This window comes from Sulfitobacter sp. SK012, from assembly GCF_003352085.1.
GTDB lineage: Bacteria > Pseudomonadota > Alphaproteobacteria > Rhodobacterales > Rhodobacteraceae > Sulfitobacter.
The window spans coordinates 54773-67642 of sequence record NZ_CP025804.1; the positions used below are offsets into that span (position 1 = coordinate 54773).

Annotated in this window: 9 protein-coding genes; 7 read left to right on the forward strand and 2 right to left on the reverse strand. The window is 54.6% G+C overall.

The window, feature by feature from the left end; all coding sequences use genetic code 11:
• Position 1 precedes the first annotated feature (1 nt).
• Both C1J03_RS00270 and C1J03_RS00275 read right to left on the reverse strand, forming a co-directional pair.
• The gene (locus C1J03_RS00270) at positions 2 to 547 is read right to left on the reverse strand and encodes an ActR/PrrA/RegA family redox response regulator transcription factor (RefSeq protein WP_114882552.1); all 546 of its coding nucleotides are present in this window, start codon (positions 545 to 547) and stop codon (positions 2 to 4) included.
• Positions 548 to 612: 65 nt separating this feature from the next.
• On the reverse strand, positions 613 to 1230 hold the full coding sequence (locus tag C1J03_RS00275; protein WP_114882554.1) for an SCO family protein: 618 nt from the start codon (positions 1228 to 1230) through the stop codon (positions 613 to 615).
• Between the two features lie 103 nt (positions 1231 to 1333).
• Here C1J03_RS00275 and regB point away from each other — a divergent pair, with 103 nt between their 5' ends.
• The 7 genes from regB (at position 1334) to addA (ending at position 12850) form a co-directional block, all read left to right on the forward strand.
• Positions 1334 to 2722 (forward strand): sensor histidine kinase RegB, encoded by a 1389-nt coding sequence (gene regB / locus C1J03_RS00280; protein ID WP_114882555.1) that lies wholly within the window; start codon positions 1334 to 1336, stop codon positions 2720 to 2722.
• Between the two features lie 98 nt (positions 2723 to 2820).
• A complete protein-coding gene (locus C1J03_RS00285; protein ID WP_114882557.1) occupies positions 2821 to 4317 on the forward strand; it encodes a PAS-domain containing protein in 1497 nt (498 codons plus the stop codon).
• A gap of 45 nt (positions 4318 to 4362) precedes the next feature.
• A complete protein-coding gene (gene tsaE / locus C1J03_RS00290) occupies positions 4363 to 4839 on the forward strand; it encodes a tRNA (adenosine(37)-N6)-threonylcarbamoyltransferase complex ATPase subunit type 1 TsaE (protein WP_114888769.1) in 477 nt (158 codons plus the stop codon).
• Entirely contained in the window at positions 4833 to 5852 is a 1020-nt protein-coding gene (locus tag C1J03_RS00295; RefSeq protein ID WP_174234425.1) for an aminoglycoside phosphotransferase family protein, read from the forward strand. The genes tsaE and C1J03_RS00295 overlap by 7 nt, the downstream gene beginning before the upstream one ends.
• Positions 5828 to 6520, forward strand: coding sequence for a nucleotidyltransferase family protein (locus tag C1J03_RS00300; protein WP_114882559.1), 693 nt, complete (start codon positions 5828 to 5830; stop codon positions 6518 to 6520). The genes C1J03_RS00295 and C1J03_RS00300 overlap by 25 nt, the downstream gene beginning before the upstream one ends.
• Positions 6513 to 9470: a double-strand break repair protein AddB gene (gene addB / locus C1J03_RS00305; protein ID WP_114882561.1), complete on the forward strand. Its 2958-nt coding sequence runs from the start codon at positions 6513 to 6515 to the stop codon at positions 9468 to 9470. Before C1J03_RS00300 ends, addB begins: the two co-directional genes overlap by 8 nt.
• Positions 9467 to 12850, forward strand: coding sequence for a double-strand break repair helicase AddA (addA, locus tag C1J03_RS00310; RefSeq protein WP_114882562.1), 3384 nt, complete (start codon positions 9467 to 9469; stop codon positions 12848 to 12850). Before addB ends, addA begins: the two co-directional genes overlap by 4 nt.
• Positions 12851 to 12870: the final 20 nt, after the last annotated feature.

Consider the following 12870-nt stretch of genomic DNA (forward strand, 5'->3'; position numbering starts at 1 on the left):
CTTATTTTGGCGAGCGTTTCGCCAAAATCCGTTGAAGCGTCCGCCGGTGCATATTAAGCCGCCGGGCTGTCTCGGACACGTTACGATCACACAACTCATAGACACGCTGAATATGCTCCCAGCGCACTCTGTCAGCGCTCATTGGATTTTCTGGCGGTGGCGGCAAATCATCACCGGTAGTAAGCAGCGCATTGGTAATGTCATTCGCATCGGCCGGTTTGGACAGATAATCTGTCGCTCCGATTTTCACCGCTGCGACAGCTGTCGCGATTGCACCATATCCAGTCAGCACGACAACCCTCGCATCGGGCCGCTTTTCACGCAGGATTTCAACAACATCTAGGCCATTTCCATCACCCAACCGTAGGTCAACAACCGCATAGGCTGGTGGGCGTGCCGTCGCAATAGCACTACCCGCGGCAACACAATCAGCGGTTTCCACTTCAAACCCACGTTTTTCCATCGCCTTGGCAAGCCGGCGAAGAAATGGTTCATCATCATCAAGTAAGAGCAGGCTCTTGTCCGGACCGATATCTAGCTGTGTCATGTTGCTCACCCCTTACGGCTGTTCTGTGAGAATATGTAGCGCAACTGGGGAGGCGTCAAACCCTGCTACATATTATCAACAAAACAACCGATGCTCTCAGCCAATTGTTCAGGCGTCTTTTCGCGGCGAAAGAACTCAACAAAGCCTTCATCAGGCATAACCAAATAGCTGAAAGTCGAGTGATCAACGAGGTACTCGCCATCCACCGGGGGGTGCGCGCTATAGTAGGTACGGTAGGCTTTGCTCACTGCTTTGATTTGTTCTTGCGATCCCGTTAGCCCGATCATCTTGGGGTGCATGTTTTCTGCAAACTCACCAACCACCTGCGGTGTGTCGCGCGCAGGATCAATGGTGATGAAAACCGGCGTAACCGATTGCCCGCGCTCGGCCATAATTTCCACTGCGGATGCATTCCTGTCGACGTCCAGCGGGCAAACATCTGGGCAGTAGGTGTAGCCAAAATAGATCAACGTCGGCTCTGTGATGACATCAACATCTGTCACGATTTCACCCTGCGCGTTCAAAAGCTCAAACGGACCGCCTAGATCAGCGCCTCCAGCCACGGCCGTTGAACGGCATTGCGCGTATTGGTCGTCGGATGCCAGTCCACCCGTGAGCACTGTCATGGCGATCATGCCAAGCCCAATTAAGAGGGCGGCGGCAATGGCTATCATACGGATCATGGGCATCCTCCTTGGCATGGCGTTTCACGCCTTGATCGTTGTCAGGCACACACCTACCCTAGTGAAAGAACGATACAAATCACATTAATGATAGGGTGCGCAGATGACGCAGGCAACGATCCGGCCCCTTGGTGGGCGCATGCGGGCCAATTGGATTAGGTTGCGCACAATGATCGTTCTGCGGTGGTTCGCCATTGCGGGGCAATTGATTGCGACGACGGTTGCTCCCTTGCTTTATGGGTTACAGCTAGAGCTCGGGTGGTGTTATTTTGCCATCGGCGCGTCCATCATCGCTAACCTCGTCGCCACCTTTATCTTTCCCCAGAATAAACGGCTGTCCGAGAGTGAGAACCTCGCTATGATCATGTTTGATCTGGTGCAACTGAGCTTTCTTCTGTTCTTAACCGGTGGCCTGAACAATCCATTCGTATTGCTGCTGCTAGGGCCTGTCACGATATCGGCGGCAGCGCTGAGCTTGCGATCAACTATTGTCTTGGGCGGTATGGCCATTGTTGTCGTTTCAATACTGGCCGTTTTTCATTTGCCGCTGCACACCGAGGGTGGGGACACCCTGGCGATCCCGGAGCTTTTTATCTTTGGCCACTGGATCGCCCTGATTATTGCGATTGTCTTTACCAGTGCATATTCGCGCCGCGTCACGAGCGAAATCCACTCCATGTCTGACGCATTGGCCGCAACACAGTTGGCGTTGGTTCGAGAGCAAAAGCTGACCGACTTGGGCGGTGTGGTGGCTGCCGCGGCACATGAGTTGGGCACACCACTTGCGACAATCAAGCTGGCCAGCGCTGAATTGGTCGGCGAGTTGAAGGGCAGACCAGAGTTGCTAGAGGACGCCGTTCTGATCCGCGATCAAACCGACCGTTGCCGCGATATTCTGCGTGATATGGGCCGTGCGGGTAAAGATGATCTGCATTTGCGTCAGGCTCCCCTAATGACAGTGATCGAAGGCGCTGCGGATCCGCACTTGGATAGAGGCAAAAAGGTCATCATTTTGCATGACGAAAGCAGCGGACCTGAGACAAGCCAACCTGCTATCTTACGGATGCCAGAGATCATTCATGGGTTGCGCAACCTCGTACAAAATGGCGTGGATTTCGCAGAGACGACTGTCTGGATCGAAGCGCGCTGGTCGAAACAGGAGATAACGGTTCGGATATTGGATGACGGTCCGGGCTTTCCGCCACACCTCTTGCGCCGGATCGGTGATCCTTTCATGCCGCGCGGCAAATCGACACAAACTGACCCGGCTAGGCCTGAATATGAGGGGATGGGTTTGGGTCTTTTTATTGCCAAAACACTGCTTGAGCGGTCTGGCGCAAGACTGAGCTTTGCGAATGGTGCAGAGAATACAGATGCTAAATCTGCGCTTTCTGGAGCTGTGGTAGAAGTAACTTGGCCTCGCGTCAAGATTGATGCACGCGACGGCGCAACGCCTATTGAATACGGTCAAAACCAGAAAATCACCGTGTGAAATTGAGCTCGGTCAACGAAGCCCACCTTTGAGTTAACCACTTATTAACTGCGCTGCCGAACAATCAAGGGAGTCTTTCCTTAGCGAGCGGTACGTTCATGCCTATGTTCGATTTAATGATTGTTGTGACCGGATCACTCATTAGCGCCGTGATTGCGATTTGGTGGTTGAACCGCATAACACCTGCAGCAGAAATCTCTGCCGAGGCTGGAGCCGAAGGGCAGGTTTTGTTGTTCGAAGAAGGCGCACTGCACCATGCGACGCCTGATGCGCAGGACCGTTTTTCGCTGGAACCGGGTGCGCATGAATGGGAGGATCTACGCGATAAAATTCTCAAGCAAGTCCCTGATTTCCCGCTACGGCCCGGCGTTGCTGCCTTTGGTGAAACGCGCGTCCTGATCGATGGCGGCGGTGACGTTGCGATCAGTTTTCGTGGCCCCATGACACGGGTAGCGTTTCGAGATGGACCCTCAGAAACCGCAGATCTGACAGAGCTGATCAACCTTCGTGCGATCACTACAAGCAACCCTCAAGCCGTTTGGCAGGTCTGCCCTCAGGGGCGGGTGACTTGGCACAATTTTGCTTATGCAGCCCTCTATCGTCACGCAACAGGTACGGAACCTGACCCCATATCACCGCTCTTTGCCGTCGACATCGTCGGACAAAAAGACGCTAAAGAACAGCGCGCTTCACTGTCGATTGGTGAGGATGGGAGCCTTGAATGGTATCAAATTCACCGAACTCAGATGGAAGGTGGCGCGGTCATTCGCGCAACATGTCTGGATGCCGTTGTTCGCGCCGAAAAGGCCCAGCGTAATTTTGTGCAGACCCTCGCCAAGACCTTTGCGCATCTATCCATTGGTTTGGCAATTTTTGATCGCAAAAGGCAGCTAGCGATATTTAACCCAGCATTGATTGATCTTACAAACCTTTCGGCTGAGTTCCTTAGCGGGCGGCCGACGATGATGTCGTTCTTTGATCTGCTGCGGGAGAACCGGCGCATGCCAGAGCCGAAGAATTACAAAAACTGGCGTCAGGAAATTGCTGAAGTTATCGCAGCGGCCAATGATGGGCGCTATCAAGAAACCTGGTCGCTCGAGACGGGCCAAACCTATAAGGTCAGTGGGCGACCTCACCCGGATGGCGCAACTGCTTTCTTAATCGAAGATATCAGCGCAGAGGTGACCCTGGCGCGCAATTTCAGGGCCGAATTAGATTTGGGGCAATGCCTTCTTGATACACTAAGCGACGGTATCGTGGTTTTTTCGCAATCCGGCGTTCTGACTTTTTCTAATGCCGCTTATGGGGACATGTGGGGCCTCAATCCCGAACAGAGCTTTGCCAATGTGACGATTGGAGATTCCATTAAAGCGTGGAAAGAACAGGCCTCGCCGAACCCGATGTGGCAAGATGTCGAGGATTTCGTTATGGGTGCCGCGGACCGTTATCCATGGGACATGCCCGTCCAGATCAAAGGCAAAAACCCGATGGCGTGCCAAGTCGTTCCTGTTGTGTCTGGTGCGACAATGATCAGGTTTTGCCTAGCAAATCAGCTGCCCAAACTGCATCAATCTGTGGCGCAGGCAAAGGAATAGTATAGCGACCCTTGCGGCTGCGGGTGGGCCACGTAGTTTGGCGCAATGGATACTCGCCACCTTTCTCTAACGCTCGACTCAGCTGATGCTACTAACATGCATGCTTTGACACTGGCCGCACATCTTTCGGCAGGCGATACTATTTTGCTGAGTGGTGATGTGGGTGCGGGCAAAACCCATTTCGCTCGCACATTGATCCAGTCCCTCATACATCCCCCGGAAGATGTTCCATCTCCGACCTTCACCCTCGTACAGACCTATGAAGGTGCGGATTGCCCAATCTGGCATGCGGACCTTTACCGTCTAAGCTCCACCCATGAGATCGAAGAGCTTGGTCTGTTTGAGGCCGTCGACACTGCGATTTGCCTGATAGAATGGCCGGACCGATTAGGCGACCTGACACCGCAAGAAGCGCTGTTGATTGGCTTGCAGGTTGGCTCGACTGAGGATAGCCGAGTTATGGACGTTCGCTGGACACATCCCAAATGGGACGCAAAATTGGTAGGCTGGGGAAAATGTTAGATCGTAGCTGCCAGATCAACCAGTTTGTGACCGCAAGTGGGTGGGGAAACACCCCGCGCAGGCTGGTTGCAGGCGACGCATCAAACCGTCGTTATGAAAGACTTGAAAAAGCCGATGGCAGCACGTTGATCCTTATGGATGCGCCGACGGAAAAAGGCGAAGATATTCGCCCTTTCGTCGCCATTGCAAGGCACTTGAGAGCAATGGGCCTTAGTGCTCCAGAAATCCACTTCAGCGACACCGATCTTGGTTTGCTGTTGATCGAAGACCTCGGTGATGCGCTCTTTGCGAGGGTTGTTCAGGCCACACCGACAATGGAACGTCCGATTTATGATGCTGCCATTGACGTGCTGACGGCCCAGCACGCGGCCCCTGCCCCAGATTTAGCTCCGTATGATGCAGCCACCATGACACCGTTAGCCGCGTTGGCATTTCACTGGTATCAACTGGGGACCAAGGATGCCCTAGATCAAACCACCTTGGCTGAATTCGAAGCGAAATTTCGCGCCCTCCTTTCCCCGCTTGATACCGCACAGCGCGTTTTAATTCAGCGCGATTTTCATGCTGAAAACCTACTTTGGCTTCCTGATCGAAAAGGCGTCGCGCGCGTAGGGCTCTTGGATTTTCAGGATGCTATGTCAGGTCACCCCGCCTACGATCTGGTGTCCGTTCTTCAAGATGCTCGCCGCGATGTGGATCCAGAGTTAGAGCGCGCAATGATTGAACGCTATCTCGATCAAAACCCACAGGATCGTGACGCATTTATTTCGGCATATGCCCTGCTTGGCCTTCAACGGAATCTACGTATTTTGGGTGTGTTCGCACGTCTATGCATGCGTGATGGCAAGGCGCATTACGTCGATCTGATCCCGCGTGTTTGGGGCCACATTCAAACCAACCTCCGCCATCCTGCACTTGGATCTCTGAGGCCGCTGATAGATACGCTACCTGCCCCCACGGAAAAGATACTCGAAAGGTTGAAGGCAAAATGCGCGACCGTCCAGAAGCTGTAATGATGTTCGCTGCGGGCTTTGGCACACGCATGAAACACCTTACAGCCAATCAACCAAAGCCGTTGATACAGGTCGCCGGCAAACCCCTGATCGACCACGCACTTGATCTGACACACGCCATTCAGCCCAAACATCTCGTTGCGAACTTGCACTACAAGGCCGAGATGCTTGAAGATCACCTGCATCCCCTCAATGTGGAAACGTTGACCGAGCTGCCGGATATTCTTGAAACCGGAGGCGGGCTTCGCAATGCCCTGCCCTTGCTTGGCGATGGCCCCGTTTTTACCATGAACACGGATGCGATCTGGCGCGGCGCAAATCCGCTAAAGTTGCTTCTGGATGCGTGGGATGGGTCAACTATGGACGCGCTGCTGATTGCGGTCCCCCCTGATCAAGCGGTGGGTTATTCTGGCAGCGGGGACTTTACCATTGATATCGACGGGCGCCTGACGCGAGGGCCGGGCCTGATTTATGGTGGAATACAGATCATCAAAACTGACCTGCTTGCGACGATTCCGGAGACCGCTTTCTCACTCAATAGAATCTGGGATCTGATGCTGGAGAGACAGCGCTTGTTTGGTCTGACCTATGATGGTCACTGGTGCGATGTTGGTCATCCTCAGGGCGTGGCTCTTGCGGAAAACATGCTGAGTAGAGCCGATGTTTGAGTCAAATGAAAGCCCACGCGTTTACGGCCTGCCGCCTGGTGTCGACTTCCCAAAAGCTCTGGTTTCCGGGCTCTTGCGCAGGACCGAAGGTACGCCTCCCGAGGCTCTCGCACGCGTTGATTTGATCGTCAACACACGCCGGATGGCCCGACGCTTGCGTGAGATATTCGAGGCCGGCACGCCGCGGCTGTTACCCCGAATTGGGCTCATCACCGATCTTGGTTCTCTTGCGCCTTCTGTTATTGCCCCCGCGCCGATGCCCCCTTTGCGCAGACGGTTAGAGTTGATCGGCCTGATCTCTGCTTTACTTGACCGTGCGCCTGAATTGGCACCGCGCGCCTCGCTTTATGATCTGACAGACAGCCTGGCAAAGCTGATGGATGAAATTCAGGGTGAAGGAGTCACAGCCGACGATATCGCAGCACTTGATGTGACTGATCAATCGGGCCACTGGCAGCGCGCCAAAACCTTTCTTGGCATTGCGCAGGACTACATTGATCAAACAACCGCGCAGCCTGACGCCGAAGCACGGCAGCGCAAACTGGTTCTGGATATCGCAGCCCATTGGGAAAACACGCCGCCCCAGAACCCAGTAATAATCGCGGGCTCGACCGGATCCCGCGGGACTACAATGATGCTAATGCAAGCGGTGGCGAAACTGCCACAAGGCGCATTGGTCCTGCCTGGCTTTGACGATGCGTTGCCTGCTGGAGTTTGGGCCGCGCTAGATGATCCGCTGATGTCCGAAGATCACCCGCAATACCGTTTCCATAGCATGATGAAGGGGCTCGGTGCCTCGCCCAACAGCGTGATGCCTTGGGATGATACTCGGCCTCCCGCGCCTGCGCGAAATCGGCTGGTGTCTTTGTCGCTCCGGCCTGCGCCTGTGACAGATGCTTGGCGCGTTGAGGGGCCAATGCTGGAGAACATTGGAGAAGCCGTCAAAGACGTAACACTTATCCAGGCAGACACTCCAAGAGCCGAAGCTCTTGCGATAGCGATGCGGCTGCGTATGGCCGCCGAAGAGGGTCAAACCGCTGCGTTGATCACACCTGATCGGATGCTAACACGCCGGGTGACTGCCGCACTCAGCCGATGGAATATTTTACCTGATGACAGTGCGGGTACACCACTTCATCTTTCGCCGCCTGGTCGGTTCTTGCGCCATGTGGCTGCGCTACTTTCGCGACGACTAGATGCAGAAGCACTGCTCACATTGCTCAAACACCCTCTGACCCATAGCGCCAGTGACCGCAATTTGCACCAACTGCGCACCCAGCGGCTCGAACTAGAAATCCGGCGCAACGGCCTGCCCTATCCTGATCGCGGGGAGTTAATCACTCTTGCGACCCGTAGCGTTCCAAAAGGGGAAGACCCAGAGCCAACGGTGGTCTGGGCAGAATGGGTAAGCGCCACCCTGACTGAAATATGTGACCCTAACTCTCTGAGTCTGGAGCATTGGACCACAAGACACCTGACGCTGGCGAACCAACTTGCTTCCGGTACCTTGGGTCTTGAGGGGCATGAGTTATGGAGGAAGAAGTCTGGTGAAAAAGCTTGGCAGGTGATGCAGGGCCTGCAAGCTGAAGCAGCACATGGCGGCGATTTCTCGGCGGTGGATTACGGTGATTTGGTGGGCGCGCTCCTGTCGCAAGAGGAAGTTCGCGACCGCGACGCCCCCCATCCGGATATTATGATTTGGGGCACCCTAGAAGCGCGCGTACAGGGTGCCGATCTGGTGATCCTTGGCGGTTTGAACGATGGTACCTGGCCTGAAGCCCCGACTCCGGATCCATGGCTCAACCGGAAGATGAGGCATGACGCAGGTCTTTTGCTGCCTGAACGTCGCGTTGGCTTATCTGCGCATGACTACCAACAGGCCGTTTGCGCGCCAGAAGTTTGGATGACCCGGGCAATCAGGTCGGAGGATTCCGAAACAGTGCCGTCGCGATGGCTGAACCGCCTAGGCAACCTGATGAATGGCCTTAAAGAAATTGGTGGTGATGCGGCCTATGCGGCAATGATCGGCCGGGGGAATGTCTGGTTAGCACAGGCAAAGGCGCTTGAGGCTGTTGAACGGGTAGATCCGGCACATCGCCCATCGCCGCGCCCGCCAATCGCGGCCCGTCCATGTGCGCTTTCCGTCACCGAGATCAAAACGCTGATCCGTGACCCCTACGCCATATATGCCAAGCACAGCCTGCGTCTGCGCGCACTTCGACCTCTTATTCAATCACCCGACGCCCCGTTAAGAGGTATTGTCGTGCATGCGGTGATGGAAAGGTTCATCAAGAGCGTCGTTGCGGATCCTGATAACCTGACGAAAAGTGCCTTGTTAGAGACCGCTAAAACCGTTCTGGACGAGATTGCCCCTTGGCCTGCAGCGCGTAGTCTCTGGCTCGCCCGGATCGATAGAATCGCTGATTGGTTCGTTGAAGAAGAACGCGCTCGGCAAATCAATTCGCAACCCCTCGCCTTTGAGGATGGTGCCCGAGGTATGCTATTTATGCGCGACATCGGGTTCACCTTACGATGTATGGCAGACAGAATTGACCAGACCAGCGCTGGTGAGATCGAGATTTATGATTACAAGACTGGCAAACCTCCCACAAAAACTCAGCAGAAACTCTTTGATAAACAGCTGCTGATCGAGGCTGCGATGGTTGAAGAGGGCGCGTTTAAGGAAATCGGCCCTGCCCCTGTGGCCCGTGCTTCGTTTATTGGTCTGGGCAATCCTCCCGTGGAAGAGTCTGCGCCCTTGGCCGAAGAGCCGACGCAAGAAGTGCTGGCAAAATTACGCGCTCTGATAGCCACCTACTTTGATCCTAACCAAGGGTATACCGCGCGGCGCATGATGGAGCGAGACGGCTTCGAAAGTGATTATGATCAGCTGTCACGATACGGCGAATGGGATGCCTCCGATATGCCAAGGCCAGAGGACCTAACATGACCGGATTGCCAGAATGGGATGAAGCGACGCGCGCACAGATCACCGCAGCACGTCCTGACATGTCAACATGGCTCAGTGCGAATGCGGGGTCTGGAAAGACGCGCGTGCTCACAGATCGGGTTGCGCGTCTGTTGTTGGATCGGGCTGAACCGCAGCGAATTCTTTGCCTGACCTACACGAAATCAGCCGCGTCTGAGATGCAGAACCGTTTGTTCAAGCGGCTAGGCGAATGGGCAATGTTGGACGATGAGGATTTGGGGAATGCCCTGCGTGATCTTGGCGTAACCCAGAGCATTCCAGTTGATCAATTGCGCCGCGCTAGAACGTTATTCGCTCAGGCAATTGAAACGCCGGGTGGGTTGAAAATTCAAACGATTCACTCGTTTTGCGCGTCTCTATTAAGGAGATTTCCACTTGAAGCGGGGGTTAGCCCGAACTTTACCGAAGTTGAGGATCGCGCTGCTGAGCTGTTGCGGGCAGAGATTGTTGACGAGATGGCTGATGGTGTAGATGCCGCCCTTGTGCATGATCTGGCTCGGTATTTCACCGACGAGAACTTTGGTAAGTTCAGTCAAGCCATCACATCTAACAGAGAGCTGTTTTCAAACGATGCGCCCGGCGAGAAGCTAAATGAAATTTTTGACCTCGATCCGAACTTTGACATCTCCGCCCTGCCCGGCGAAGTTATGGACCAAGCCGTCTCGCGGTGGATGCCAGAGGCGATCGGCATCTTTGAGGCACAGACCGGAAAGCTGATGGTCTCGCTAGTTGAGAAACTAAAAGAGATCGACTTTGAGAATCCAAAACCCAACGATCTTCGCGCTCTGCAAGACGCGCTTCTTACGTTGGACCGGACGCCCAGAAAGCAAATCCCGTCTAAGGCAGCAAAGGAACAACTTGGACCTACTCTTAGTTCATTCGAGGATTTGATGGAGCGCACCGCAGAGGCAAAGGATCAGCAGCTGCGACACCGAAATGCTGCCCGCACAGGTGCGCTTCAGCGGTTCGCAACACGTTTTATCAGTCTCTATGAGGGGAAAAAACAACTTCGTGGTTGGCTCGACTTTGATGATCTGATCCTGCGCGCGCGGGCGTTGTTGACCGATCCAAAGGTTGCGGCTTGGGTTTTGTACCGAATTGATGGCGGCATCGACCACATCCTTGTTGACGAGGCGCAAGACACCAGCCCTCGGCAATGGGATGTTATCGAAAAGCTGGCTGAGGAATTCACCAGCGGCCTCGGCGCGCGTGACAACGACGCGGCCCGTACCCTCTTTGTAGTGGGAGACAAAAAGCAATCGATCTACTCGTTCCAAGGTGCTGATCCACGTGAATTCGACCTGAAACGCGTGATGTTTGATGAAAGCTTGACCGCTGCGGGGTTGAAGTTTCAGAGCCAAAGTTTGGATTACTCCTTTCGGTCATCCAGCGCGGTTTTGCGAGCCGTGGATCAAACGTTCGACCCGCAGATAAACGATCTGATGGGTGAAAAGACGATGCACTTGGCATTCAAATCCGCGCTGCCTGGTCGGGTTGATCTATGGCCGCTGGTTGAGCGCCCTGAAAAAGAGGAGGCCGAGGATTGGTCGACGCCACTGGACCGGCGCAGCGGCCAGCACCAAACGGTAATCCTCGCTGAACAAATTGCGGCGCAGATCAATCACTTGGTTAACACTGAGAACTTCATACCCGACGAAGATAGAAACAGAGGTTTGATTAAACGACGCATCCGTGCGGGAGATTTCCTAATCCTTGTTCAAAGTCGTGCAGGTGTCTTTCCAGAGATTATTCGGGCCTGCAAGGCAGCCGGACTCCCGATTGCAGGTGCTGACCGCCTCAAGGTTGGGGCGGAGTTGGCGGTGCGAGACATCGCAGCGTTGCTGTCGTTTCTTGCAACGCCCGAAGACAGCCTTTCACTGGCCACAGCCTTGCGATCACCCCTGTTTGGCTGGTCGGAGCAATCGCTTTTTACCCTCGCGCATCGGCGTGAAGAAAAGCACATGTGGCAAGCCTTGCGTCTGCAAGAAGAATTGCACCCCAAAACGCTCACGGTGCTGCGCGATTTACGCGGACAGGTCGATTTCCTGCGGCCCTACGACCTGATCGAACGCATTTTGATCCGCCATGATGGTCGGCGCAACCTGCTGGCAAGGCTCGGGCCCGAAGCGGAAGACGGCATCGACGCACTACTCAATCAAGCGCTCGCCTATGAACGTACAGCCGTCCCCAGCCTAACAGGTTTCTTAGGCTGGCTTGAAACGGATGATCTGGAAATCAAACGACAGATCGACAGCGCTTCAGACCAGATCAGAGTCATGACGGTGCATGGTGCCAAAGGTCTGGAAGCGCCCATCGTGATCCTGCCTGATACGGTTAAGTCGAACACCACGATCAAAGACGAAATTATATCTCTTGATGGGGTGCCAATCTGGCGGCCTAACAAAGCGGAGACGCCAAATATTGTAGATCAAAAGCTACAATCCCTGAAAGAGGCGCAGGTTGAGGAGCATATGCGGCTCTTATACGTCGCCATGACGCGGGCTGAAAAATGGCTGATCGTGGCTGGAATGGGCCCCGTTTCAGATACATCTGACTGCTGGTACAAACTAGTAGAACAGGCGATGGTGCATCTTGGTGCTGTCCCGCTCACTGAAAAATCCGCCAATATACTGCGGTTTGAAGAGCACGTCTGGGACGATTTACCGATCATTGTGGAAGACTCCGGTACTGAAGAAGCCCCAGAATTAGACACTGTTTTTGGCGCTCCGCTCCTTGAAGCCCTGCCCCGAGAGACTACCCTTTCGCCGTCGGAGTTGGGCGGTGCTAAAGCGCTTGCCGGTGATGACGGCAGCGATGAGGATACCGCGCTAAGCTTTGGTAGCCTCGTTCATCTCCTCTTGGAGCGCCTGCCGCTCCTTCCCTCTGAAATGTGGAATGACGCTGCGCAATCGCTTGTCCGAGGCGCAGATGCGGAAATGGCCCGTGCTGCACTTGCTGAGGTCATCGCCGTTTTGCGGGATTCGGCCCTATCGTTTGTTTTCGAAACCGATGCGCTGGCAGAAGTCGCCGTAACCGCCACGCTTGCTGGACGGCCGATGTATGGCATCATCGACAGGTTGTTGATTTCGCCGCAGCGCATATTGGCGATCGATTTCAAGTCAAATCGACTGGTCCCGTCGGAGGCTAGCACCTGTCCAGAAGGTTTGCTTAGGCAGATGGGGGCCTACGCCCAAGCTCTCAGGGCAATCTATCCCAACCAAACAATCGAAACCGCGATCCTTTGGACCCGCGATCGCAGCCTGATGGCTTTGCCTCACGATCTGGTAACTTCTGCGCTTGCTCGTGCGCCCGACCTTGACGCAACTACGGCAGGTTCTTAGTTAAACAGTATAATAATTCT